This window comes from Atlantibacter sp. RC6, assembly GCF_014193285.1.
In the GTDB taxonomy this organism is placed as follows: Bacteria; Pseudomonadota; Gammaproteobacteria; order Enterobacterales; family Enterobacteriaceae; genus Atlantibacter.
In genome coordinates, this window is sequence record NZ_JACHZE010000002.1 from 587414 (window position 1) to 612387 (window position 24974).

Annotated in this window: 20 protein-coding genes; 6 read left to right on the plus strand and 14 right to left on the minus strand. The window is 56.9% G+C overall.

From position 1 onward, the window contains the following. The 3 genes from malM to malK form a co-directional block, all read right to left on the minus strand. Positions 1–972 (minus strand): maltose operon protein MalM, encoded by a 972-nt coding sequence (gene malM, locus FHW74_RS07865; protein ID WP_183169915.1) that lies wholly within the window; start codon positions 970–972, stop codon positions 1–3. A gap of 118 nt (positions 973–1090) precedes the next feature. Then, positions 1091–2404, minus strand: coding sequence for a maltoporin (locus FHW74_RS07870; protein WP_183169916.1), 1314 nt, complete (start codon positions 2402–2404; stop codon positions 1091–1093). Between the two features lie 71 nt (positions 2405–2475). Continuing rightward, positions 2476–3585 carry a maltose/maltodextrin ABC transporter ATP-binding protein MalK gene (malK, locus tag FHW74_RS07875; RefSeq protein ID WP_183169917.1) on the minus strand — a complete coding sequence of 370 codons (1110 nt, stop codon included), beginning with the start codon at positions 3583–3585 and terminating at the stop codon, positions 2476–2478. A gap of 369 nt (positions 3586–3954) precedes the next feature. Between malK and malE the strand changes: the two genes are divergently transcribed. The 3 genes from malE to malG all read left to right on the plus strand — a co-directional run bounded on the left by malE (position 3955) and on the right by malG (position 7663). After that, complete coding sequence (malE, locus tag FHW74_RS07880) at positions 3955–5145, plus strand: maltose/maltodextrin ABC transporter substrate-binding protein MalE (RefSeq protein WP_183169918.1); 1191 nt, start codon at positions 3955–3957, stop codon at positions 5143–5145. Between the two features lie 71 nt (positions 5146–5216). After that, on the plus strand, positions 5217–6761 hold the full coding sequence (gene malF, locus FHW74_RS07885) for a maltose ABC transporter permease MalF (RefSeq protein ID WP_183169919.1): 1545 nt from the start codon (positions 5217–5219) through the stop codon (positions 6759–6761). A gap of 11 nt (positions 6762–6772) precedes the next feature. Further along, positions 6773–7663: a maltose ABC transporter permease MalG gene (malG, locus tag FHW74_RS07890; RefSeq protein ID WP_183169920.1), complete on the plus strand. Its 891-nt coding sequence runs from the start codon at positions 6773–6775 to the stop codon at positions 7661–7663. Between the two features lie 94 nt (positions 7664–7757). Here malG and psiE read toward each other — a convergent pair whose 3' ends face one another. The 6 genes from psiE to pgi form a co-directional block, all read right to left on the minus strand. After that, positions 7758–8177, minus strand: a complete 420-nt coding sequence (gene psiE, locus FHW74_RS07895) for a phosphate-starvation-inducible protein PsiE (protein WP_183169921.1) — start codon at positions 8175–8177, stop codon at positions 7758–7760. Between the two features lie 133 nt (positions 8178–8310). Beyond that, entirely contained in the window at positions 8311–10407 is a 2097-nt protein-coding gene (locus FHW74_RS07900; RefSeq protein WP_183169961.1) for a YjbH domain-containing protein, read from the minus strand. Further along, positions 10407–11144 carry a capsule biosynthesis GfcC family protein gene (locus tag FHW74_RS07905; protein ID WP_183169922.1) on the minus strand — a complete coding sequence of 246 codons (738 nt, stop codon included), beginning with the start codon at positions 11142–11144 and terminating at the stop codon, positions 10407–10409. Before FHW74_RS07905 ends, FHW74_RS07900 begins: the two co-directional genes overlap by 1 nt. Next, positions 11141–11779, minus strand: coding sequence for a YjbF family lipoprotein (locus FHW74_RS07910; RefSeq protein WP_183169923.1), 639 nt, complete (start codon positions 11777–11779; stop codon positions 11141–11143). The genes FHW74_RS07905 and FHW74_RS07910 overlap by 4 nt, the downstream gene beginning before the upstream one ends. A 61-nt stretch (positions 11780–11840) precedes the next feature. Then, complete coding sequence (gene yjbE, locus FHW74_RS07915; protein WP_183169924.1) at positions 11841–12086, minus strand: exopolysaccharide production protein YjbE; 246 nt, start codon at positions 12084–12086, stop codon at positions 11841–11843. A gap of 362 nt (positions 12087–12448) precedes the next feature. Next, positions 12449–14098 carry a glucose-6-phosphate isomerase gene (pgi, locus tag FHW74_RS07920; protein ID WP_183169925.1) on the minus strand — a complete coding sequence of 550 codons (1650 nt, stop codon included), beginning with the start codon at positions 14096–14098 and terminating at the stop codon, positions 12449–12451. Between the two features lie 336 nt (positions 14099–14434). On the opposite strand from pgi, the gene lysC reads away from it, so the two are divergent. The 3 genes from lysC (at position 14435) to FHW74_RS07935 (ending at position 17311) form a co-directional block, all read left to right on the plus strand. Beyond that, positions 14435–15796 (plus strand): lysine-sensitive aspartokinase 3, encoded by a 1362-nt coding sequence (gene lysC / locus FHW74_RS07925; RefSeq protein ID WP_183169926.1) that lies wholly within the window; start codon positions 14435–14437, stop codon positions 15794–15796. A gap of 189 nt (positions 15797–15985) precedes the next feature. Beyond that, positions 15986–16933 carry a ketopantoate/pantoate/pantothenate transporter PanS gene (panS, locus tag FHW74_RS07930; RefSeq protein ID WP_125294773.1) on the plus strand — a complete coding sequence of 316 codons (948 nt, stop codon included), beginning with the start codon at positions 15986–15988 and terminating at the stop codon, positions 16931–16933. A 105-nt stretch (positions 16934–17038) separates the two neighbouring features. Continuing rightward, positions 17039–17311, plus strand: a complete 273-nt coding sequence (locus FHW74_RS07935; protein ID WP_183169927.1) for a DUF3811 domain-containing protein — start codon at positions 17039–17041, stop codon at positions 17309–17311. Here the strand turns inward: FHW74_RS07935 and rluF are convergent, their stop codons facing one another. The 5 genes from rluF to metH all read right to left on the minus strand — a co-directional run bounded on the left by rluF (position 17312) and on the right by metH (position 24797). After that, positions 17312–18187: a 23S rRNA pseudouridine(2604) synthase RluF gene (gene rluF / locus FHW74_RS07940; RefSeq protein ID WP_183169928.1), complete on the minus strand. Its 876-nt coding sequence runs from the start codon at positions 18185–18187 to the stop codon at positions 17312–17314. A gap of 98 nt (positions 18188–18285) precedes the next feature. Continuing rightward, positions 18286–18603 (minus strand): CcdB family protein, encoded by a 318-nt coding sequence (locus tag FHW74_RS07945; RefSeq protein WP_183169929.1) that lies wholly within the window; start codon positions 18601–18603, stop codon positions 18286–18288. After that, the gene (locus FHW74_RS07950) at positions 18603–18896 is read right to left on the minus strand and encodes a type II toxin-antitoxin system CcdA family antitoxin (RefSeq protein ID WP_183169930.1); all 294 of its coding nucleotides are present in this window, start codon (positions 18894–18896) and stop codon (positions 18603–18605) included. Before FHW74_RS07950 ends, FHW74_RS07945 begins: the two co-directional genes overlap by 1 nt. 152 nt (positions 18897–19048) lie before the next feature. Then, complete coding sequence (locus tag FHW74_RS07955) at positions 19049–20677, minus strand: Na/Pi cotransporter family protein (protein ID WP_183169931.1); 1629 nt, start codon at positions 20675–20677, stop codon at positions 19049–19051. A 436-nt stretch (positions 20678–21113) separates the two neighbouring features. Continuing rightward, positions 21114–24797, minus strand: a complete 3684-nt coding sequence (gene metH / locus FHW74_RS07960; RefSeq protein WP_183169932.1) for a methionine synthase — start codon at positions 24795–24797, stop codon at positions 21114–21116. Positions 24798–24974: the final 177 nt, after the last annotated feature.

Sequence of the window (24974 nt, forward strand, 5' to 3'; positions counted from 1 at the left end):
TCACCCCTTGCCTTTTACACTGCTGATAAACGTTGAACGGGCGGAGGTAGAACCCAGACGCTCGGCTTCATTCAGCAGTTTCAGGGCTTTGTCGATATCCCCGCTGTTAACGGCCTGCTTAATGGCCTGATTGAAATAGTTTTCCGTATCGTTTAATACCGGTTCGCTTTTCGCGGCAGGCGCGGGGGCCGCAGCGGCATGAGCCGTCGCAGGCGCAGCGACCGGCGCCGGGGCTGGCGCGGCATAGGCGGTTGCCGGTGCGGCGGTATTCCCTACGGTGACTGACGACTGTCCGGATGAACCAAACAGCGGGCCAACCAAAATACTGGATGCGGAGTTAGTACTTACTTTCAGTTTTACCGTCCCCTCCGTCGTATGGCGCGCCACCGGGTCCGGGATATCTGGCACCGCGTTGCCAACGCCTTTGGCATAGGCTTTGGCAGGGTTAATCATGGTAGTCGTCTGCTGCAAATCTTTCGGCGTGGTGAATACCAGCAAGTACAGTTTTTGCTGGCCCAGCGCAGGCGTCAATTTGATGGTGCCTTCCAGGCGGTCGGCGGCGATCACGCCAGGCTCCTGGTAGGCAAAATAAGTCGCCGGAAAATAGGCGGCGGGTGACAAATTCTGGTCCAGTACCAGTACGTTAGGCGCAAAGACGGATTTCTGCTGATCCGCCACGCTGGTCAGCGTAATCGTTAATTCGCCAATATTAGCGGGCACGCTGTAGGCGGCGACTTTGCCGGTAATACCGGGCGCGTTAAGGGTTTGCCCCGTCGTGGCAAGATCGGTGGTCTGAGTCTGGCCCTGGGCGACCGGCGTCCAGGCAAGCTGTTGCAGCGCGCCGGCAGGAATTGCCGGTGCGGCGGATGTATCCTGCGGCACCAGATTCACGTCGGCGAAGCTGGTTAAAGGTGCGCAGGCCAACAGCCCTGCACAGAGGCTGAGCGCGACAAGATTTTTTTTCATTTTCATTGTATTAACCTCTATTGGAATGACGAGGCGGTAGCCAGGCAATAGCGCGCCGCGCCAGGGACACTTCGCTTACGGGGTAGAGAGGGGCCGCAGCCCCCCTCGTCAGACTCACTACGTATTACCACCAGATTTCCATCTGGGCGCCAAAGGTCCACTCATCGTCATCACCACGGCTGAAGGTACGTGCCGAGGTATCCTGATATGCGTAACCCGGGGTATAACCTGTACCAGTGTTGTTATTAGCGAAACCGAAGGACTCATCCCACTTGGCATAGGTTGCGAATACGCGCAGCGCCGGACGGGACCAAATGCTGTCGCCTGCCTGCCACTGTTGCGCCAGGGTCACTTTGATCTGGTCGTTGGTGGAATCGGTGCGCTGGGACTTCACGTTGTCATAGCCCACTTCAAGCAGGGTGCTCATGATCGGCGTCCATTTGAACATCGGGCGCACGCCCACGGTCCACCAGCGGGTGCCGTTGTTGTTATCCAGATCGATATCCTGGTACATACCGACGTACATCATGTCCCAGCGGTCGCCCATAGAAATCGAGCCGTGATCGATAAAGCGCAGCAGGTGGCCGTCGTTGTTAAGCTGCGCACCCTGCGGAATGCCTTTACCGTTGGAGGTCATTGAGTCGGTCGCGTACTGTACAACGAACTTGTTGAAGCCAGTACCGATGGTCTGAACGTGTTCAGCGGTAAACATCCAGCCGTCTTTAGACGCGCCCGGTTGCAGATAGTAATCATCCGGCAGGTTGGTGTGGCCATAGTCCACGCCCAGCTCCAGGGTACCGCCTGGGTTGATTTCCATACCGGCTAAACGGATATCGAATACATCGTTCGGTACGATGTTGTCATAGGTACGATCGCCGGTAATCGGATCGCGGTCGGCGAAGGTTGAGGAACCGCCAGATTCAGAAGAGCGGGTACCGGCTAAAGAAAGCTTACCAAAGCCCAGGTCGATGTTTTCGATACCTGCGCCCGGACCAGAGATATCCCAGTAGTAGAAGTCGATCATGTGAACGTCATGACGCTGGTAGAAGCGTTTACCTGCCCACATGGTGGAACCTGGCAATGCGTCAATCAGGTTTTTACCCTGCACGTTGGCTTCACGGAAAGCCGGGCTGGTGGATTCCCAGTCGTTCTGCTGAGAAACGGAATACGCCACGTTGGTATCGAAGTAGAAGCTCTTATCACCCTCTTTCCATACTTCCTGACCCAGTTTGAGTTCCGCATAGGTTTCGCACTCGTTACCCAAACGGTATTTGCTCTGGGCGCCGGTAGCCTGGAAGCACTCTTGCGGACCGCCGCTGCCTGTCCAGCCGATACCGGAACGGGCGTAGCCTTTAAAATCAACGGCACCGGCCTGTGCAGACAGGATGCCTGCCATGACGGCGACCGCCAGTGGGACTTTGCGCAGAGTAATCATCATTCTATCTCCTGAGATCATTGCTTTTCTTTTTTAAACGACGCCTCATGGACATCGCGTTGTTTTTGGAATGCTTAAACGCCGGGCTCCTGGTGCAGACGACGACAGGCCGTACCATCCTCTCGGAACAAATGGCAACGCTCTGGCGGCAAGCCGATGGCGAATGTGGCACCCTCTTCTACCAACACCACGTCAGTCTGGCGGTAAACCAGGTTCTGACGAATGGCCGGAATTTGAATATGAATTTGCGTTTCGTGGCCGAGCTGTTCGACCACCTGGACTTCGCCTTCCAGGGTGACGTCGGCGATTTCGCTGGGCAGTAAATGTTCCGGGCGAATGCCCAGCGACATATTGGTTCCCACCTGTACGCCCGCGCTGTCTACCGGCAGCCAGATTTGCTGGCGGTTCGGCAGTTCCACCTGCACCTGGTCAATGGCGGTGGCGGTGACTTTCACCGGTAAGAAATTCATCTTCGGCGAGCCGATAAACCCGGCCACGAAGCGGTCAGCCGGGTAGTGATACAGCTCGAGCGGTTTACCTACCTGGGCGACGCGCCCGGCGTCCAGCACCACGATTTTGTCGGCAAGCGTCATGGCCTCAACCTGGTCGTGGGTAACGTAAATCATGGTGCGCTTCAGGCGCTTATGCAGACGGGAGATTTCGATGCGCATTTGCACGCGCAGCGCGGCATCCAGGTTGGAGAGCGGTTCATCCAGCAGAAACACGCGCGGCTCTGCCACAAGTGTTCGGCCAATCGCCACGCGCTGACGCTGCCCGCCGGACAACGCTTTCGGACGGCGATCCAGCAGATGCGCCAATTGCAGCGTTTCGGCGACCTGATTCACCCGCTGCTGGATAACCTCTTTCTTCGCGCCGGCCAGCTTCAGGCCGAAAGACATGTTCTCAGCCACCGACAGGTGCGGATAAAGCGCATAAGACTGAAACACCATGCCCACGCCGCGTTCGGCGGGCGGCACATCGTTAACGCGTTTATCGCCAATCAATAAATCACCGCTGGTCACTGTTTCCAGCCCGGCAATCATTCGCAGCAATGTCGATTTACCGCAGCCCGAGGGTCCGACGAACACCACAAACTCACCTTCAGTGATATCAAGGTTGATATCCTTTGAGACCACTACGTCGCCCCAGGCTTTCGTTACATTACGCAGCTGAACGCTTGCCATCCCCTTCTCCCTCAACAACTTGTCGCAATACCGCAAAACATCTTTATTGACCGACTATCCGTCATTAGTGGTGTTGGTAAATCCTCCACCCCTACGCTTTTTAATGGGGGAGGAGACGGGAGGATGAGAGAAGCCGGTCTGCCACCGCAGGCGCGGCCCGCCTGGGAAAATCGTGATCGCGGCTTCAAAAAAGCGGGGTTTTTTGTGTGCGCCAGCCCACATAACCCGCGCTTATGCAATGCAGATCACACAAGTGAGCCCTGGGGCGTAGCGTAAAGGAGGATGAGAAGCGCTTGTCAGATGCGCAGACTAGCTAGCGTTAAGCCACTACGTGTATCCACGTGCACATCACCAAAAAGGATGGGACATATGAAACTCAACACTGGCGCACGCATCCTCGCGTTGTCTGCTCTGACAACGATGATGTTCTCCGCCTCTGCTCTCGCCAAGATAGAAGAAGGCAAACTGGTAATCTGGATCAACGGTGATAAAGGCTATAACGGCCTTGCCGAAGTGGGTAAGAAATTCGAGAAAGACACCGGCATTAAAGTGACCGTTGAACATCCGGATAAGCTGGAAGAGAAATATCCGCAGGTTGCGGCCACCGGTGACGGCCCGGACATCATTTTCTGGGCGCATGACCGTTTCGGCGGTTACGCGCAGTCTGGCTTACTGGCTGAAATCACGCCGGACAAAGCCTTCCAGGACAAACTGGTGCCTTTCGCCTGGGACGCGGTGCGTTACGACGGCAAGCTGATTGCTTATCCGGTCGCAGTGGAATCTCTGTCGCTTATCTACAACAAAGATTTAGTCCCTAACCCGCCGAAAACCTGGGAAGAGATCCCGGCGCTGGATAAAGAACTCAAGGCCAAAGGTAAGAGTGCCCTGATGTTCAACCTGCAAGAACCGTACTTCACCTGGCCGCTGATCGCGGCAGACGGCGGGTACGCGTTTAAATTCGCCAACGGCAAATACGATGTGAAAGATGTCGGCGTGGACAGCGCAGGCGCGAAAGCGGGCCTGACCTTCCTGGTCGATATGATCAAAAACAAACACATGAATGCCGATACCGATTACTCCATCGCAGAAGCCGCCTTTAACAAAGGCGAAACCGCCATGACCATCAACGGTCCGTGGGCGTGGACCAACATTGATAAGAGCAAAGTCAACTACGGCGTCGCACAGCTGCCGACCTTCAAAGGCAAGCCATCGAAACCGTTCGTTGGGGTGCTGAGCGCGGGTATCAACGCCGCCAGCCCGAACAAAGAGCTGGCGAAAGAGTTCCTGGAAAACTACCTGCTGACCGACGAAGGTCTGGCAGAAGTGAACAAGGATAAACCGCTGGGCGCCGTAGCGCTGAAATCTTACCAGGAACAGCTGGCGAAGGATCCGCGCATCGCCGCCACCATGGCGAACGCCGAGAAAGGCGAAATCATGCCGAACATCCCGCAGATGTCCGCCTTCTGGTATGCCGTTCGCACTGCCGTAATCAACGCCGTGAGCGGTCGTCAGACCGTGGACGAAGCGATGAAAGACGCGCAGGGCCGTATCACCAAGTAATAAGCAGTCGCGGGCAGCGTCAGGCTGCCCGCGTTGATTTGCCGCTCTAACACGTTGTGAAAGGAAACCCCATGGAAGTAGTTAAAAAGAGCCCCTGGTGGCAAAGCGACAAGCTGAAGTGGTCAGCCGTCGCCCTGCTCGGCCTGCTGGTGGGTTATCTTGTGGTATTGATGTATGCCCAGGGGGAATATCTGTTCGCCATCGTGACGCTGATCTTAAGCTCCGTTGGCCTGTACATCTTCGCTAACCGCCGCGCTTACGCATGGCGCTACGTCTACCCTGGCCTCGCCGGAATGGGGTTGTTCGTTCTGTTCCCGCTGATCTGCACCATCGCCATCGCGTTTACTAACTACAGCAGCACCAACCAGCTGACCTTCGAACGCGCGCAGCAGGTGCTGATGGACCGCCAGTATCAGGCGGGGAAAACGTTCAACTTCGGCCTCTACCCGGATAACGAAAAATGGCGGCTCGCGCTCACCGATGGCGAAAGCGGCAAAAACTACGTCTCCGACGCCTTTACCTTTGGCGGCGAGCAAACCCTGAAGCTGAAGGAAGCCGACGCGCTGCCGACTGGCGAACGCGCCACGCTGCGTATCATTACGCAGAATCGCCAGGCGCTGACGCAGATCACCGCCGAACTGCCGGATGAAAGCCAACTGGTGATGAGTTCATTACGCCAGTTCTCCGGCACGCGCCCGCTGTATACGCTGGCGAAAGACGGCAAGCTGACCAACAACCAGAGCGGCGCGGTCTATGCGCCTAATCCCGATGTCGGTTTCTATCAGGCGGTGAACGCTGATGGCAGTTGGGGCAGCGAAAAACTCAGCCCGGGCTACACGGTGACCACCGGCTGGAAAAACTTTATGCGCGTCTTTACCGACGAAGGCATCCAGAAGCCGTTCTTCGCCATCTTCGTCTGGACGGTGGTGTTCTCGGTGCTGACCGTGGTGCTGACCGTGGCGGTCGGCATGGTGTTGGCCTGCGTGGTGCAGTGGGAAGCATTAAAGGGCAAGGCGATTTATCGGTTGCTGCTGATCCTACCGTATGCGGTGCCGTCGTTTATCTCGATTCTGATTTTCAAAGGGTTGTTTAACCAGAGCTTTGGTGAAATCAACATGATGTTAAGCGCGGTGTTCGGCATCCGCCCCGCGTGGTTTACCGACCCCACCACCGCCCGCGCCATGATTATTATCGTCAATACCTGGCTGGGTTACCCGTACATGATGATCCTGTGCATGGGGCTGCTGAAGGCGATCCCGGACGATCTCTACGAAGCCTCGGCGATGGACGGCGCAGGCCCGTTCCAGAACTTCTTTAAAATCACGTTCCCGCTGCTGATCAAACCGCTCACGCCGCTGATGATTGCCAGCTTCGCGTTCAACTTTAACAACTTCGTGCTGATCCTGCTGTTGACCAACGGCGGACCGGACCGTCTCGGCACCACTACCCCGGCAGGCTATACCGACTTGCTGGTGAGCTATACCTACCGCATCGCCTTTGAAGGCGGCGGCGGTCAGGATTTCGGCCTCGCCGCCGCTATCGCCACGCTGATCTTCCTGCTGGTGGGCGCGCTCGCGATTGTTAACCTCAAAGCCACGCGCATCAAGTTTGATTAAGGAGACGACACATGGCTATGGTGCAACCGAAATCTCAAAAGCTGCGTTTGTTTATCACGCACTTGTTACTGTTGATATTTATCGCCGCGATTATGTTCCCGCTGTTAATGGTGGTGGCGATCTCGCTGCGCTCGGGCAACTTCGCCACCGGCAGCCTGATCCCGGAGCAAATCTCCTGGGAGCACTGGAAGCTGGCGCTGGGCTTTAACGTGGTTCACGCCAACGGCAGCGTCACCCCGCCGCCGTTCCCGGTGCTGCTGTGGCTGTGGAACTCGGTGAAAATCGCCGGCATTACCGCGGTTGGTATCGTGGCGCTTTCCACAACTTGCGCCTACGCTTTTGCCCGTATGCGTTTTCCCGGCAAGGCTACCCTGCTGAAAGGCATGCTGATTTTCCAGATGTTCCCGGCGGTGCTGTCGCTGGTGGCGCTGTATGCGTTGTTCGATCGCCTCGGGCAGTACATTCCGTTTATCGGTCTGAACACCCACGGCGGGGTGATCTTCGCCTACCTCGGCGGGATTGCGCTGCACGTCTGGACCATTAAAGGTTATTTCGAAACCATCGATGGCTCACTGGAAGAAGCCGCCGCGCTGGATGGCGCAACGCCGTGGCAGGCGTTCCGCTTAGTGCTGTTGCCGCTGTCGGTACCGATTCTGGCGGTGGTGTTTATTCTGTCGTTTATCGCCGCCATTACTGAAGTACCGGTCGCGTCGTTGCTGTTGCGTGATGTCAACAGCTACACCCTGGCCGTGGGCATGCAGCAATACCTCAACCCGCAAAACTACCTGTGGGGCGACTTTGCTGCGGCTGCGGTACTTTCCGCCATCCCGATCACCCTGGTGTTCCTGCTGGCCCAGCGCTGGCTGGTCAGCGGGCTGACGGCGGGAGGCGTGAAAGGCTAAGTTTCATCGTTATATGCCACTGTTATATCCTCATTATTGCCGTTGTGATTTTCCTTATCTGTGACTCCCTTCGGCGGCCTTCGGGCCGCCATTTTTATTCACGCTTCAGCCGTTTCGAATTGCACAGCCACAGCGTGATCACCAAAAGCAGGATCGCCCCGGAATAGATCAGCACGTCCATTGGCGATTTATGATCGACAATGATCAACCGCACAATCGCCGTGATGCCGATGTAAATGAAATAGCGCAGCGGGAAGTGGTAGCCGGACTGGAAGTACTTGACGATCAGGGCGATGAATTCGAAATAGAGGAAATAAACCACCAGCCCTTCCACCAGCTCATATTTGCTGGCCTGAATGGGTGAGAAGAGCACATCAGCCAGATGCAGGGTTTCTTTGCCGAGAAAGATAACCAGGATCAGGCCAAGGCTGAGCAAGCCAAGGTTCAGCACCGTTTGCAGGATGGAAGAGACCCATTCCCCGCGCGCACGTGACGAAGCGGATAGCGTGGACATAACAGCGTCCTCATCTCAGGAGTGAGGAATCGTTATACGTCAGAAATGTGATCCAGATCTAGTTTTATTTGCTTATGTTTTGACCAACACTCAGCGCGCCTGCATATGAAAGCCGGGCGCGCTGCGCCTGGGATCAGCGGAAGTTAACGCTGCGATCGCTGGTCATGCTGTAGAGATCAAACTTGCGTCCCAGCATCTGCCCGCCGTCGCGGGTGAGCGGCGTCCAGCCGATGGCCGCGCGGCTGCGGGTCGGGCCCGACGAGAACAGATCAAGTGGAACGGAGACGTACACCCCTTTCGTGAAATCCCCTTCCCCGTATTCATCCGGCGATACGTTGGTAAGGGTCGCGTAGCCGCCCACCACCACGCCGCTGTCGAAGCGTTTGGAGACTTCCAGCGTGCCGCCCTTATCCCCGGCCAGATACTGCCCGACACTGGCTTTGATCAGCACATCCTGGGCAAACGGCGGCGTCCAGTACGCCGAAAGGTGCCCGGTTTTTACGCTGTAATCGGTGAATTTCATCATGTCCTGCGCACTGCGCCAGTCACGCTGTTTCACATAGTTGGCATCCAGGCCAAAGGCCCAGTTGCTGTCTACCGGGCGATACAGCACTTCCGCCCCCGCGCCGCCGTACATGGTTTCCAGATAGCCGCCGTAAACCTGGCCGTAAAAACCGTTGCCGAAATACTGGAAGTAGTTGGCTTGCAGGTTATTTACATAGACATCGTTTTCTACGTAATCACGCACGTGGGTGCGTACCCGTGGCAGCGAGGAATCCTGCGGCGGATTGGTGTAGTTGAATTTGTCGTAGTTATTGGCGATGTTGGCGAACAGGCTACCGGTGGTCAGCAGATGGTCGGTGACCCACCAGTCGGCGGTCCCCATCACGCCCACCTGGTACATATAAAAACTTTCCGGCCCGCCGATGGACTGATTCAACACCGGGTCGAGATGGAAGCTGAAGCGCGACGGCTCGATATACCAGCCCTGCTCCGGGTTCTCCAGGGTGACCGGTTCGATGCGTTTCTGCGCCAGCGCGGTTTCCTGGCCTAAAGGCTCGCCTTCCAGATGGCGCTTCAGGCTGGCGACGTCGGTTTCGGTGGTGACTTGCGGCATTTTGGCGCGCGTCTCGGTGACGCGGATGGTGCGGATGCCTTCAGGCAGATCGTTCATGATAATTCGGTTAGCGCGCTCAATCCCTTCCCGGGAGTCGCGGTATTTTACCTGCTCGCCGGTGACGTACAGCGTGTCGCCCTGGGTCTGGAGTTGCGGATCGTTCAGCCCGGCGTTGTATTTCAGCAGCGTCAGCTGGTTAGCCGCCACGCTGTGCTGGATAATCGCTTCCTGCGGCTCCGGCTGGTATTCCGGGCGGCGGTTATCGTTATAGCGCGGACGCAGGTCGTTGAAATTGGTGCGCAGAGTCACGCCGAACATAAAGGTGTTGCCGCGCTCATAGCTCAGGTTAACGTCGGCCCAATCGGTGGCACGATAAATAGCGCCGACGTTAAACTTGCTTTTCTGCTCAATCTTCCCGGCAAAATCCTGGGTGTAGTTGTTGCCTTCATACTCCAGCTTCAGGCGCAGCGGTTGCCACGGCGTCTGGTATTCCACCCCGCCGAACAGCGACGCCGGGCCGCGGAACATCTGGCCCGCATCCACAGAGCCGGCTTTGTTATAGCTGTTATCGCGCGCGCAATATTTGTCGCTGTACGAACAGAACGGGTTTTTGACGTTGCCGCTGGTGCCCAGGTAGCCCCAGCCTAATCCCAGCGAGAAATCGAACGGCCCCCATGCTTTATTCGCCACGATGTATTCGGCATCGAACAGCCCGGTGCCGCCGATATCCCGCGCGCCGACGGCAACCTGCGGCATCCAGTAGCTCTCTTCCCAAAGCCGCAGTTTGAGGTCGAAGGCTTTATCTTTGTAAGTTTGATCGCCAGAAAACGCCTCGACGCTGCTGTAGCGCCGGGTGCGCGCATCGGTATAGCGCAGTGTGGTTTCCAGCCACGGGAACAGTTGCACCGAGGCGGAGTAATAGCGGTATTGATCGTTATCGCGGTAATTGAGGCTCAGTTCGCCTTCGCGCGCCATCCGCGCCGTGGGCGTTTGCATCAGGCCCACGCCGCCGAAATCCGATTGCGACGGGCCAACCGGCGCAGGCAAGGTTTCCGCATGGCACGCCGACGCCACGGCCAGCGCCACGAGGCTATACAGGTAGCGTTTTTTTATCATTGCGGTATCCGATGCGTCAGGGAATGGACAAGTTGCGCGTTAAGGTCGTCATAAGCGGAGGAAAACAGCCGTTCTGAAAACCCAACCAGGATGGCGCTGCCCGGCATGGGCTCAACGTGGCGTTTGTTCCAGTACGCCACCGGCGCTTTTTGCACCCGACCATCCGGATAAATAACCCAGGCGTAACTGCGCTCCGCCCCGCTAAGTAACGCGGTTTCGTCGAGATATTCCGCCACGCTTTTACCCGGCGTAAACGGCCTGTTCCCCGCGCCGCTCACCAGGCCGTACAGCGTTACATGGTCAGGCATCTTCCCGGCCCACAGGGTGTAATCGCCGGCCAGTGGTTTATTGGCGGCGGTGCTGACCCTCAGCACATCAGGATCGAGATCGACAAACTGACGGTCTGTGACCTTAAGCGCCGCCATTTGCTGTTGAAGCTGGCGAATGGCGGCGGCGTCCTCACCTGACTCCTGCGCGGCGAGAGCGGCCAGCCGGGTGAGCAACTGCTGGTGGCGCGCCTGTTCATCGCGGGTTTTCCCCGTGACGCCAATCACGGCCCCTGGCCACCAACTGTGCGCCAGCGCGGGTTGAGTCACCACATCGGATAAGCGTTGGGCATCCTGAATATTCAGCGTTTCGTTGCTGTCGGTACGATGTACCGTTACCGTGCCCGCGGCGTGGAGGGTCTGGCTTAACAGACTCAGCATCAGGACGGTGAAAGGAAGCATTCTCATGATTTCGCCGCCTTGATAAGTTGCGTGGTGACCGGGTAATAATCGGCCCCGAGCGTCTGTTCAGAGCGGCGGATTTGCCCGTCGCTGTCGATCCAGTAGCGGTTGGTCCAGCTTGCACGATCGGTGGTTACCGTTTCTTCCAGTACCCGAACGGCGGTGATGTCGCCGCCGGTTTTCAGGCTGTCGCTGCCCTGCCAGTGAAACTGCGAGCGGGCAGTGGCGTAACGCACCTGCTGATGCTCGGTCCAGCCCATCACCCGCGTCCAGCCTGCGCCATCGCGGATCTGCCCCGGCGCTTTCAGCGGATCGGCGTCCAGATTGCCCACCTGGAGCAGGTTATCGCCCAGGCCGGTGGTTTTAATCAGCCGCCCGTGTTGAGTAATTAATACCGCCTGGTCCTGCGTCACCCATTTCTGCTGCCCGTCTTCCGAGAAGGCGAGCACCACAAACAGCTGCGGGCCATGGTTGAGCGTCATGTACTGGCTGGCATAAGGCATATTATGGATTTCGTCGTCAGTCAGATTGACGCCATCCCGCCCCGTCACATTGTTCCAGAGCGACTTACCCATACCGGTGAGATTGGCTGAGCAGGCCTGCAACAGCAGGCTCACTGTAATGATCGCGATTCGCTTCACGCGCTTCCCCAGGGTCAAAATAACCACACCGCAGTGTGGTTATGGTTAAACACCCGTTACATTACTGGGTGGTACTGGTTGTAGTGGTTGTGGTGGTTCCGGTGTTTGAACCGTCGCCTCCGCCCGTTGCGGCAAGCGCCACACCGACTACCGAACCAACCGTACTGGCGCTGGTCGCAGTAGAAGAGCCTGCTGAGACCGATGTCGCGGCGCTACCCGCCGCTTCACCCACTTCCACCGGAGCGGCGAAAGCAGACGATGCGGCAAGCAGAGACACGGCAAATACGCCATAGGTTATTTTTTTCATATCGGGTTCCTTTCATTGAATGAATGGAGATTTGCCTGAACAACCAGGCGTGACCGAGTATACCTAACCTGTTACAGGGAATTGGCGCGAGGGGGAAATAACCGGACGGCTTTCGGATAATTAAACGCGGTGGGAATTTTACGCAATCAGATAATATTTATATCTATATAAATCAACATATTAAAACATAATCATTAAAATAATGCCTCCGGTAATTCCTAAAATAAGCCGACGAAAGGTGTCTGCTATAAATTAATTTCAGATAAACCTCACGTGGCGATTTTTAAATACTCCCCGGACAACGGGATTAATCTGATAAAAAAATGCCGGCGTTATGCCGGCATTATTAACAGGACGGGTAATTAACCACGCCAGGATTTATAACGGTTAATTAAGCCGTTGGTAGAGCTATCGTGGCTGCTAATTTCGCCGTTATCGTTCAGCTCCGGCAGAATACGGTTCGCCAGTTGTTTACCCAATTCCACACCCCACTGATCGAAGGTGAAGATATTCAGGATTGCGCCCTGGGTGAAAATTTTGTGCTCATACAGCGCAATCAGCGCGCCCAGGCTGAACGGCGTGATTTCACGCAGCAGGATGGAGTTGGTCGGGCGGTTGCCTTCGAACACTTTGAACGGCACCACGTGATCGAGGGTTTTCGGATCTTTCCCCTGATCGGCAAACTCCTGCTCAACCACATCGCGGGATTTACCGAACGCCAGCGCTTCGGTCTGAGCGAAGAAGTTGGAAAGCAGTTTCGGATGGTGATCGGACAGCGGGTTGTGGGTGATCGCCGGGGCGATAAAGTCGCACGGCACCAGCTTGGTGCCCTGGTGGATCAGCTGATAGAACGCGTGCTGGCCGTTGGTGCCCGGCTCGCCCCAGATGATAGGGCCGGTCTGGTAATCCACCGCATTGCCGTTACGGTCAACGAATTTACCGTTGGATTCCATGTTGCCCTGCTGGAAGTAAGCCGCAAAACGGTGCATGTACTGGTCGTAGGGCAGGATCGCTTCGGTTTCCGCGCCAAAGAAGTTGTTGTACCAGATGCCGATCAGCGCCAGCAGAACCGGCAGGTTTTTGTCCAGTTCGGTGGTGGAGAAGTGCTGGTCCATGGCGTGCGCGCCGGACAGCAGTTCAACGAAGTTGTCATAACCCACTGACAGGATGATCGACAGGCCAATCGCCGACCACAGGGAGTAACGGCCACCGACCCAGTCCCAGAACTCAAACATGTTGGCGGTATCAATACCGAACTCGCCAACCGCTTTGCCGTTGGTGGACAGCGCCGCGAAGTGCTTCGCCACGTGTTTTTCATCGCCCGCCGCTTTCAGGAACCAGTCACGCGCGCTGTGGGCGTTAGTCATGGTTTCCTGGGTAGTGAAGGTTTTGGACGCGACCAGGAACAGCGTGGTTTCCGGGTTCACTTTCTTCAGCACTTCGGCGATATGCGTGCCGTCAACGTTGGAAACGAAATGCATATTGAGATGGTTTTTGTACGGACGCAGCGCTTCGGTCACCATAAACGGACCGAGGTCAGAGCCGCCGATACCGATGTTGACCACGTCGGTAATCGCTTTACCGGTATAACCTTTCCAGTTACCAGAGATAATCGCTTCCGAGAAGGATTTCATCTTCTCCAGCACCGCGTTCACTTCCGGCATAACGTCTTTGCCGTCCACCAGAATCGGCGTATTGCTGCGGTTGCGCAGCGCCACATGCAGCACCGCACGGTCTTCGGTACGGTTGATTTTCTCGCCGGAGAACATCGACTTAATCGCGCCCTGCAAGTCGGTCTCTTTCGCCAGCGCTAACAGTTTATCCAGCGTCTCCTGGGTGATGCGGTTTTTGGAGTAATCCACCAGCATCTGATCGTTGAAGGTCGCGGAAAACTTAGCGAAACGGTCAGCATCGTCGGCGAACAGCGACGCGATGGTGACATCTTTCATTTCAGCGTAATGGTTTTGTAGTGCCTGCCAGGCAGAGGTCTGCGTTGGATTGATGTTTTTCATAGCAATACTCATGTGGATTTGAAAAATGTGACTGCCGTCGATTGTAGCGCTACTCCAGGCAATTGCGATGACTTTTATGGCCTGCCCGTATTACTCGACGGCTACGCCGCCGTCAGATTGTTGAATTGAGCGTCCCGGCAAAGTATAGCGGTTATAAGTTATTTTCCTGGACCCTCCCGGAACATGAAAAATCCCCATAATCCCAGCGTTGACAAGGGCCCGGTGGAAACTTTATTTATAAAAGCGAACGTTAAAAAATCATTACTTAGCATTCCCAAAGCAAACGACCCAACGCAACTACAACGTGAAAGGCGAAGGGAATCACACGAGGTAGTTATGTCATATTCAGCTTCATCGATGGTCGTCGCAAAATTCGGCGGCACCAGCGTCGCCAGCTTCGACGCCATGAACCGCAGCGCCGATGTGGTGCTTTCCGATCCCAACGTGCGCCTGGTGGTGCTTTCCGCCTCTGCGGGCGTGACCAATCTGCTGGTTGCGCTGGCCGAAGGCCTGGAAGCCACTGAACGCTTCGTGAAGTTGGATGCTATCCGCAAAATTCAGCACGACATTTTAGGCCACCTGGCGAATCCGCAGGTGATCCGCGAAGAGATCGACCGCCTGCTGGAAAATATCACCACCCTGGCGGAAGCCGCCTCGCTGGCGACCTCCAATGCCCTGACCGACGAACTGGTCAGCCACGGCGAACTGATGTCCACCCTGCTGTTTGTGGAGATCCTGCGCGAGCGCGGCGTGGTGGCCCAGTGGTTTGACGTGCGTAAAGTGATGCGCACCAGCGACCGCTTTGGCCGCGCCGAGCCGGACGTGAGCGCCCTTGCCGAGCTGAGCACCCTGCAACTGGCTCCGCGTCTGGCGGAAGGGCTGGTCATTACCCAGGGCTTTATCGGCAGTGAATCCAAAGGCCGCACCACCACCCTGGGCCGTGGCGGCAGCGACTATACCGCCGCGCTGCTGGGCGAAGCGTTAAAAGCCAGCCGCGTGGATATCTGGACCGATGTGCCTGGCATCTACACTACCGATCCGCGCGTGGTGCCCGCCGCGAAACGCATCGATGAAATCGCTTTTGAAGAAGCCGCTGAAATGGCGACGTTTGGCGCGAAAGTGCTGCATCCGGCGACCCTACTGCCTGCGGTGCGCAGCGATATTCCGGTGTTTGTCGGCTCCAGCAAAGATCCGCAAGCGGGCGGTACCCTGGTGTGCAATCAAACGGATAATCCGCCGCTGTTCCGTGCGCTGGCGCTGCGCCGCAAACAAACCCTGCTGACGCTGCACAGCCTGAACATGCTGCACTCACGCGGCTTCCTGGCTGAGGTGTTCAGCATCCTGGCGCGCCATAATATCTCGGTGGATTTGATTACCACGTCTGAAGTGAGCGTGGCGCTGACGCTGGATACGACGGGCTCTACCTCCACCGGCGATACCCTGCTGACTCAGGCGCTGTTGACCGAACTCTCTTCTCTGTGCCGCGTGGAAGTCGAGCAGGACCTGGCGCTGGTGGCGCTGATCGGCAACAACCTGTCGAAAGCCTGTGGCGTGGGTAAAGAGGTGTTCGGCGTGCTGGAGCCGTTTAACATCCGCATGATTTGCTATGGCGCATCCAGCTATAACCTGTGCTTCCTGGTGCCGGGCAGCGACGCGGAACAAGTCGTCCAGAAACTGCATCACAATTTATTCGAGTGATTCGGCGTTTCCCTTCTGGGGCGTTACGGCCTCAGAAGGGGTAGATGACCATAATTCAATTGAATAAAACCTCCCCACACGATACACAATACTTATGGCTCTCGTTCGGGCCTTTTCCCCGACAGCGATAACGCACCGCCGCGATCACAGCGGCAGGGGAACACACCAACACACTTAAAGGAAAACAACATGCTGGCATTACTGACGCGGCTGTTCCCGCTGTGGGCGCTGCTGCTTTCGGTTATCGCGTATTACACGCCCTCCACCTTCACGCCGATTGGTCCCTGGGTCGCTACTCTGCTGATGCTGATTATGTTTGGCATGGGCGTGCATCTGAAACTCGACGATTTTAAACGGGTGCTATCGCGCCCTGCGCCGGTGGCCGCCGGGATTTTCCTGCACTATCTGGTGATGCCGCTCGCGGCGTGGCTGCTGGCAATGTTGTTCAAAATGCCGCCCGATCTTTCCGCCGGGATGGTGCTGGTGGGCAGCGTGGCCAGCGGCACTGCGTCAAACGTGATGATTTATCTGGCGAAAGGCGATGTGGCGCTGTCCGTCACCATTTCTTCCGTTTCTACGCTGGTGGGCGTGGTCGCTACGCCGCTGCTGACCCGCCTGTATGTGGATGCGCATATTCAGGTCGACGTCATGGGGATGCTGCTAAGCATTCTGCAGATTGTGGTGATCCCGATTGGCCTGGGTCTGATTGTCCATCATCTGTTCCCCCGGCTGGTGAAAGCCGTGGAGCCTTACCTGCCTGCGTTTTCGATGGTGTGTATTCTGGCGATTATCAGCGCCGTGGTGGCAGGTTCCGCCGCGCATATCGCCTCGGTCGGCCTGGTGGTGATAGTGGCGGTGATCCTGCATAACACCATCGGTTTGCTGGGTGGCTACTGGGGCGGACGCCTGTTTGGTTTCGACGAATCCACCTGCCGCACCCTGGCGATTGAAGTCGGGATGCAGAACTCCGGCCTCGCCGCCGCGCTGGGGAAAATCTATTTTTCCCCGCTCGCAGCGCTGCCGGGCGCGCTGTTTTCGGTATGGCACAACCTGTCGGGCTCGCTGCTGGCGGGTTACTGGTCAGGCAAACCGGTTGACGGCACGCCCGCTAAGCGCCTGAAAAAGCGCAAAGCCTGAACAATTCAGCCCGCTCGCCGGGCTGTTTTTTTATCGGCTCGCGGATTGTGGCAAACGCCTGGGGGCAGTAGTCTACAGAGAGACTCCCGGATCGAGAGGTTTACCATGGCAACACCCCGACTGACCCAAAAAGAGATGACCGAAAGCGAGCAGCGCGAACTGAAAACCCTGCTCGACCGCGCCAGAATCGCCCACGGCAGACCGCTGACCAATTCAGAAACCAACCACGTCAAAAAAGAGTACATCGACAAGCTGATGGCCGAACGTGAAAAAGCAGCCAAACAGGCGCGAGCCATTAAGAAAAAGCAGGCGCTAAAACCCGATACCATCAGCACCTTTTCCTGGAGCGCCAACACCCCTACCCGCGGCAAACGCTAACTAGCGGCCCTTCTTCTTACGGCCCGGCTGCGTAAAGCGCTTACGCTGCCCAAGCTCTGCCGGGGTTTTCGCGCCGCTCTTATTGGCGGGTTTCGCCGCCAGGCTTTTGGCAGGGGCGGCTTTCGGTTTTGCTTTCTTCGCCGGTTTGGCTTCCGAGGAGGAGTTCTCAATCAGCTTAAACAGCTCGATTAACTCGTCGTCGGTTAAATCGCGCCACTCTCCCGGCGGCAACCCTTTCAGGCTGACGTTCATGATGCGCACACGCTCAAGTTTTGTGACTTCAAAACCAAAGTGCTCGCACATGCGGCGGATCTGGCGGTTGAGCCCCTGAATCAGGGTGATGCGAAACACAAACGGCGCTTCGCGCTTCACTTTGCATTTTTTGGTTACCGTGCCCAGCATCGGCACACCCGCGCCCATACCGCGAATAAACTCGTCGGTGACCGGTTTATTCACCGTCACCAGATACTCTTTTTCGTGATCGTTTCCGGCGCGCAGGATTTTATTCACCAGGTCGCCGTGGTTAGTCAGGAAGATCAGCCCCTGGGAGTCTTTATCCAGCCGGCCAATCGGGAAGATGCGGGTGCTGTGGTTAACGAAATCAACGATGTTGTCTTTCTCGCCGTCCTCGGTGGTGCTCACCACGCCGACGGGTTTGTTGAGCGCGATAAACACCAGATCTTCTTCATTGCGCGGCTCAATCAACTGCCCATTCACTTTTACCACGTCTCCGGCAACAACCTGATCGCCAATCCCGGCGCGCTTACCGTTGATAAAAACGTTTCCCTGTTCGATATAGCGATCGGCTTCGCGACGCGAGCAGATACCGCTCTCGCTGATGTATTTATTAAGACGGGTTGATGAATTTGGCAGCATGGTTCCTCCGAAAAAAACGGACTATACCTTACCTGACGTCAGTTTCGTACAGCGAGAATCACATCTCAGGCTTGATGGACGTGGCCGATAAAGTGGGTTTAATAGCCGTTCAGCAAAAATTCAACGGCATCACGTAACACAGAGCGGTAATGGCTAAGATCGGCAACCGCGTCACCCACCTCTTTTGCCGGAAGCCCAGCCATCATATGCGTCATGGCAATATATTGCTGACCCGCAATCGAGACTACCGGGCATATCTTCGCTGGTGGAGACGAGGCATTGAGCCGGGCGAGTTCAATAACGGGAATGACCAGCACATGCTTCAGAACGTTCGCCACGGGATGCTGCATGGCAATCAAAAAAGGATAAACCTCCTGCCCTGCGCCCCGGTTTTGATACGCGACGTATTGATCCATCAGAACGTCCTTTGAAAATCACTGAACGAACCGTTGTCGTCCACCATCTGGTTGAGCGCGTCGATAGATTGCTGGTTCTCTTGCAGCCACGTGCGGCGTTGGTTTTCGCGAAACTTCTCAAGCAACGCCTCCGTCAGCAAGGCGGAAAGATTGATGTTTTGCTTCCTGGCTTCGTCAAGCAGATCTGGCGCTAAAGAAACATTTACCGATTTTTTTGTGGCCGCTGAAGCGCGCATGATAACCCCCATTGGAATGCGCATGAAGTGCCTCAGTGTATGAGAATAACCGATCATTTTCTAGCCTCTGCGTTGCGATGTTTCGCCAGACGGTAACGCGCTCAGGCTGGCTTTTCATCCACGAAATGTAAAAGTTTCGCGCGGCTTTCCAGCGTATTTAAGCAACAACCCCGCCTGACGCGGGGTTGTTGAATCTGTCTCGCAAAACGCTATTCATCGCGTTCGTCATCATCATCCGGCTGTTCCAGCACGCTGTAAGCCACCGAACAAAACAGCGAGTTCAGACGTTTCATATCGCCCAGCAGACCGAGATGCAACGAGCTGGTTTCGATGCTTTGCACGTTTTGTTGATGCAGCCGATTAACGTGCGCATGGGCGTAACGGCGGTTCATGATCCGGAAGCGGTGCTTGTTGCGCCGCAGGCGACGGGCGCTGGCCACATCGGCAGAGAAAAACACCGACAGCGCCAGCTTCAGGTTGCTGGTCAGTTGCCCCAGCAGGTTATCCAGTTCTTCCAGCCCGGCAGGGGAAAACGCGCGCCGCGCCGCCAGGGATTTATCCGCCACTTCGCTGCCCATACGCTCGAGGATTTCAGCAGCTTGCTGAAGGTTAAGCGACATTTCGATGATTTCCGCCCAGCGCTTCGACTCCTCTTCGGCCAGATCCTCTTTCGGCATTTGCGCCAGGTAGAGTTTGATGGCGATATGCAGGACTTCCACGTCGTCCGCCAGCTTACGCAGCTCTTTCTCCTGACGCGGCTCGCCGTGCATCACTTTGCTCCACAGTTCGAGCATCTGCTCCAGGGCATCCCCCATGCGCAGGGTTTCACGCGCGGCATTCGCCAGGCCCAGCGCGGGGGTATCCAGCGCGGTGCGGTCGAGATGTTTCGGCTTCAGGCGCATATCCAGTTCCGGCGCGTCGGCGATCACCCGCCGGCAGAAGCGCGCCATCGGCCCGGTAAAAGGCACCATCACGATGCAGCGGATCAGGTTGTAGAAGACGTGGAAATAGATCACCAGCTCCGAATCAGGCAGCGGCAGTTTTTGCATCACGTCCGCCAGCACATGGACAAAAGGCAACACCAGCAAACTGCCCACCAGCTTAAACAGCAGGCTTCCCAGCGCCACGCGGCGGGCGTTAGGGGTCGCGGTACCGTTGTTGAGCATCGCCAGAATGCCGGAACCGAGGTTCGCGCCAATCACCAGGCACAACGCCACGTCGAAGGAGATCACGCCGGTGGCGGCGAAGGTGGCGGTAAGCAGGACCGCTGCAAGGCTGGAGTAACTGATCACCGCGAACATCGCGCCAATCAACGCATCCAGCAAAATATCGCCGGTCAGCGACGCGAAGATGACTTTCACGCCGGACGCCTCGGTAATCGGCGTCATGGCCTGGACGATCAGTTCCAGCGCCAGCAAAATCAAGCCAAGCCCGATGGATACCCGCCCCAGTTGCCCGACGCGGCTCTGTTTGCGGCTTAAGAAGAACACCACCCCGAGAAAGATCAGCAGCGGCGAAACCCATGACAGGTCGAAGGTCAGGATACGCGCCATCAAGGCGGTCCCCACATCGGCTCCCAGCACAATCACCAGCGCAGGGGCCAGCGCCACCAGGTCCTGGGCAACGAACGACGTCACCAGCATGGTGGTGGCATTACTGCTTTGAACCAGCGCGGTGACGCCAATGCCCGCGCAGAAGGCGAGCGGTTTTTTCTCGACACTCCGGCTGAGTACGCTACGAAGCCGCGCACCGTACACGCGCATTACGCCGGTGCGCACGATATGCGTGCCCCACACCAGCAGCGCCACTGCCGAAAGCAGGTGCAAAAGTGTTAACACAGTTTCTCCTTCTCGTTATGGTTCCCTGGGGCCAACCCGTTTGCCTGCCGTACTGCCTGCGAATGGGCATCACAAAAGGGCTAACCCCTGTCTCAGTATAAGGGGATTACTGTAAGAAAGAGACAAGGCGCCGTGATGGCGCCCTGTATGTTGTAAATAAAAATGACATTTTGATGACAGCGACAGCTTTTACTTCCAACCAGCGGAGTGACTGACCGTCGGCGGCGCAGCCAGTTTGAACACGGACAGCGCGCAGTGACAGGAGCGTACACGCAGTACGTGACTGTCACGAGCACTGCCCAGGTTCAAAATGGCAAGTAAGCCAGGTCAGTCGGCGCAGCCAGATTGTGCGCGGACAGCGCGCAGTGACAGAGCGTACACGCAGTACGTGACTGTCACGAGCACTGCCCAGGTTCAAAATGGCAAGTAAGCCAGGTCAGTCGGCGTCGTAGCCAAGGTTCGGCGCCAACCACCGCTCCACTTCGCTCACGCTCATCCCCTTACGCCGCGCGTAGTCCTCAATCTGATCCTTTTGCAGTTGCGCTACCGCGAAGTACTTACTGTCGGGATGGCTAAAGTACCAGCCGGAGACCGACGCCCCCGGCCACATGGCAAAGGATTCGGTGAGTTTCATGCCGATGCGGGTTTCCACATCCAGCAACTGCCAGATGGTGGCCTTCTCGGTATGCTCCGGGCAGGCCGGATAACCCGGCGCAGGGCGGATGCCCTGGTAGTTTTCACGGATCAGCTCCTCGTTGCTGAGGTTCTCATTGGCGGCGTAACCCCAGTAGACCTTACGTACCCGCTCATGCAGATACTCGGCGAACGCTTCAGCCAGACGGTCGGCCACCGCTTTGACCATGATCTTATTGTAATCATCGTGCTGCGCTTCATACGCTTCGGCGAGGGCGTCCTCTTCCAGCCCGCCGGTTACCGCAAACGCGCCCAGATAATCCGCTTTGCCGCTCAGTTTCGGCGCAACGAAATCCGCCAGGCAGTAGTTAGCAAAACCGACTTTTTCGGTTTGCTGGCGCAGATGACGGCTGACCGCCAGCACGTGAGTGCGGGTTTCATCACGGTAGACTTCAATGTCGTCGCCCACGCGGTTGGCCGGGAACAGCCCCACCACGCCACGCGGATTCAGCGATTTGTCGGCGCTGAGCTGGTCGAGCATATCATTGGCGTCTTTGAACAGGCGCTTCGCCTCTTCGCCAACGATTTCATCTTCCATAATGCGCGGATATTTACCAGCCAGCGACCAGGTCATAAAGAACGGCGTCCAGTCGATATAGTTACGCAGGGTTTCGATGCTGGCCGTCACCTCCTGCACGCCCAGCCGGTGGGCCACCGGCGGCGTGTAGCTTTCCCAGTCGAATGCCAGATCGTTTTCACGCGCGGCCTGCAACGTGACCGGCGGGGTGCGTGGTTTTTTACGGCCATGCTGAACACGCACGGTGTCGTACTCTTTACGCGTGCGCGCCACAAAATCGTCACGCAGCGTATCAGACAGCAGCGACGATACCACGCCCACGGTACGCGAGGCGTTCTGTACGTAAACCGTCGGGCCGCTGTAGTTCTGTTCAATTTTCACCGCGGTATGCGCTTTGGAGGTGGTCGCGCCGCCGATCAGCAACGGCAGCGTAAAGCCCTGGCGCTCCATCTCTTTGGCAACGTTGACCATCTCATCCAGCGACGGGGTGATCAGCCCGGAAAGCCCGATGATATCGGCATTCACTTCGCGCGCGGTTTTGAGGATTTTATCGGTCGGCACCATCACGCCAAGGTCGATGATTTCGTAGTTATTACACTGCAACACCACACCGACGATGTTTTTACCGATGTCGTGAACGTCGCCTTTCACCGTCGCCAGCACGATTTTGCCGTTGCTTTTGCCCTGCTCTTTACTGGCGTTGATAAAGGGTTCGAGATAGGCCACTGCCTGCTTCATCACGCGCGCGGATTTCACCACCTGCGGCAGGAACATTTTCCCTTCGCCAAACAGATCGCCCACCACGTTCATGCCCGCCATCAGCGGCCCTTCGATGACTTCAATCGGGCGCGCCGCCTGCTGGCGCGCCTGTTCGGTATCGTCTTCGATAAATTCGGTGATACCTTTCACCAGCGAGTACTCGAGACGCTTCGCCACGTCCCAACTGCGCCACTCGGCCTGCTGGGCGTTTGCGGCATCGTCACCTTTACTGCCACGGTATTTTTCCGCCAGCTCCAGTAAACGCTCGGTGCCGTCTTCGCGACGGTTAAGGATCACGTCTTCCACCGCATCACGCAGTTCTGCGGGCAGATCGTCATAAATCGCCAGTTGCCCGGCGTTGACGATGCCCATGTCCATACCGTTGCGAATGGCGTAGTAAAGGAACACGGCGTGAATGGCTTCACGCACCGGGTCGTTGCCGCGGAACGAGAACGACACGTTGGATACACCGCCGGAGATCATGGCATGCGGCAGTTCGCGCTTGATGTCTTCACACGCGCCGATAAAGTCCTGGGCGTAGTTGTTGTGCTCTTCAATCCCCGTCGCCACGGCGAAGATATTGGGGTCGAAAATAATGTCTTCCGGCGGGAAGCCGACTTCTTCAGTAAGAATTTTGTAGGCCCGGCGGCAGATCTCGATTTTGCGCTCACGGGTATCGGCCTGGCCGACTTCGTCAAACGCCATCACCACCATGGCCGCGCCGTAGCGGCGCACCAGCTTCGCGTGATGGATAAAGGTGTCAACGCCCTCTTTCATGGAGATCGAGTTCACGATGCCTTTACCCTGAATGCACTGTAAGCCTTTCTCAATCACGTCCCATTTCGAGGAGTCGATCATGATCGGCACGCGGGCGATATCCGGCTCACCGGCAATCAGGTTCAGGAAACGCACCATCGCCGCTTCGGCGTCGAGCATCCCTTCATCCATATTAATGTCGATGATTTGCGCGCCGTTCTCCACCTGCTGTAACGCCACTTCCAGCGCTTCGCTGTATTTTTCTTCTTTAATCAGGCGCTTGAATTTGGCGGAGCCGGTAACGTTAGTGCGCTCGCCCACGTTGACGAACAGGCTGTCCGCGCCGATGTTGAGCGGCTCAAGACCGGAAAGACGGCAGGCCACCGGGATCGTCGGCAGTTTACGCGGCGCAACGCCTTCCACGGCTTTGCTCATGGCGGCAATGTGCGCAGGCGTGGTGCCACAGCAGCCGCCGACGATGTTTAAGAAGCCCGCCTGCGCCCACTCGCCGATTTGCGCCGCCATCACGTCGGCATCTAAATCGTATTCGCCGAAGGCGTTTGGCAGACCGGCGTTGGGGTGCGCGGTGACATAGCATTCGGCCACACGCGACAGTTCCGCCACGTACTGGCGCAGCTCGTCCGGACCCAGCGCGCAGTTCAGGCCGAACGACAGCGCATCGGCATGGCGCAGGGAGTTATAGAACGCTTCGGTAGTTTGCCCGGACAGAGTACGGCCCGACGCATCGGTAATGGTGCCCGAAATCATGATTGGCAAATCAACGCCCAGCGCTTCAAACTCGCTTTTCACCGCGAAAATCGCGGCTTTGGCGTTAAGAGTGTCGAACACGGTTTCAATCAGGATCAGATCCGCGCCGCCTTCCACCAGCGCGCGGGTCGACTCGCGATAGGCGTCCACCAGTTGGTTAAAGCTGACGTTACGATACGCCGGATCGTTAACGTCCGGAGAAATCGACGCGGTGCGGTTAGTCGGGCCGAGCACCCCGGCGACATAGCGCGGTTTTTCCGGCGTGCGCGCGGTCCACTCATCGGCACAGGCGCGCGCCAGCTTTGCGGCCTCGTAATTAATCTCCGCCGACAGCGATTCCATGTGGTAATCAGCCATGGCGATGGTGGTGGCGTTGAAGGTGTTGGTTTCAACAATGTCTGCGCCCGCTTCGAAATAGGCGTAGTGGATCGCAGCGATGGTTTCCGGTTTCGTGAGGACCAGCAGGTCGTTGTTGCCTTTTAAATCAGACGGCCAGTCGGCGAAACGCGCGCCGCGATAGTCCGCTTCCTCCAGACGGTAGCTCTGGATCATGGTCCCCATACCGCCGTCCAGCACCAGAATACGTTCATTCAACTGCTGTAGCAGTTTTTCTCTATTGTTAGTCACTCTTACTCCCGGATCGTTATTCAGCCCTGTCAGGCCATGCGCTCATACTGGCACACTCGGCCCGAGGCGAAAAGTCACAGGATGGCAACATGAGAGATGTTCATTCATAAAACGCGCCAACTGTGCTGATTTCCTGAAAATTAGTGCTTTTGAGGGGAACTCATCCGATCAGTTTTT

Bases quoted from the DNA above. Each gene is read 5' to 3' on its own strand.
- malM (WP_183169915.1), bottom strand. From the start codon at position 972: ATGAAAATGAAAAAAAATCTTGTCGCGCTCAGCCTCTGTGCAGGGCTG.
- FHW74_RS07870 (WP_183169916.1), bottom strand. From the start codon at position 2,404: ATGATGATTACTCTGCGCAAAGTCCCACTGGCGGTCGCCGTCATGGCA.
- malK (WP_183169917.1), bottom strand. From the start codon at position 3,585: ATGGCAAGCGTTCAGCTGCGTAATGTAACGAAAGCCTGGGGCGACGTA.
- malE (WP_183169918.1), top strand. From the start codon at position 3,955: ATGAAACTCAACACTGGCGCACGCATCCTCGCGTTGTCTGCTCTGACA.
- malF (WP_183169919.1), top strand. From the start codon at position 5,217: ATGGAAGTAGTTAAAAAGAGCCCCTGGTGGCAAAGCGACAAGCTGAAG.
- malG (WP_183169920.1), top strand. From the start codon at position 6,773: ATGGCTATGGTGCAACCGAAATCTCAAAAGCTGCGTTTGTTTATCACG.
- psiE (WP_183169921.1), bottom strand. From the start codon at position 8,177: ATGTCCACGCTATCCGCTTCGTCACGTGCGCGCGGGGAATGGGTCTCT.
- FHW74_RS07905 (WP_183169922.1), bottom strand. From the start codon at position 11,144: ATGAGAATGCTTCCTTTCACCGTCCTGATGCTGAGTCTGTTAAGCCAG.
- yjbE (WP_183169924.1), bottom strand. From the start codon at position 12,086: ATGAAAAAAATAACCTATGGCGTATTTGCCGTGTCTCTGCTTGCCGCA.
- pgi (WP_183169925.1), bottom strand. From the start codon at position 14,098: ATGAAAAACATCAATCCAACGCAGACCTCTGCCTGGCAGGCACTACAA.
- lysC (WP_183169926.1), top strand. From the start codon at position 14,435: ATGTCATATTCAGCTTCATCGATGGTCGTCGCAAAATTCGGCGGCACC.
- panS (WP_125294773.1), top strand. From the start codon at position 15,986: ATGCTGGCATTACTGACGCGGCTGTTCCCGCTGTGGGCGCTGCTGCTT.
- FHW74_RS07935 (WP_183169927.1), top strand. From the start codon at position 17,039: ATGGCAACACCCCGACTGACCCAAAAAGAGATGACCGAAAGCGAGCAG.
- rluF (WP_183169928.1), bottom strand. From the start codon at position 18,187: ATGCTGCCAAATTCATCAACCCGTCTTAATAAATACATCAGCGAGAGC.
- FHW74_RS07945 (WP_183169929.1), bottom strand. From the start codon at position 18,603: ATGGATCAATACGTCGCGTATCAAAACCGGGGCGCAGGGCAGGAGGTT.
- FHW74_RS07950 (WP_183169930.1), bottom strand. From the start codon at position 18,896: ATGATCGGTTATTCTCATACACTGAGGCACTTCATGCGCATTCCAATG.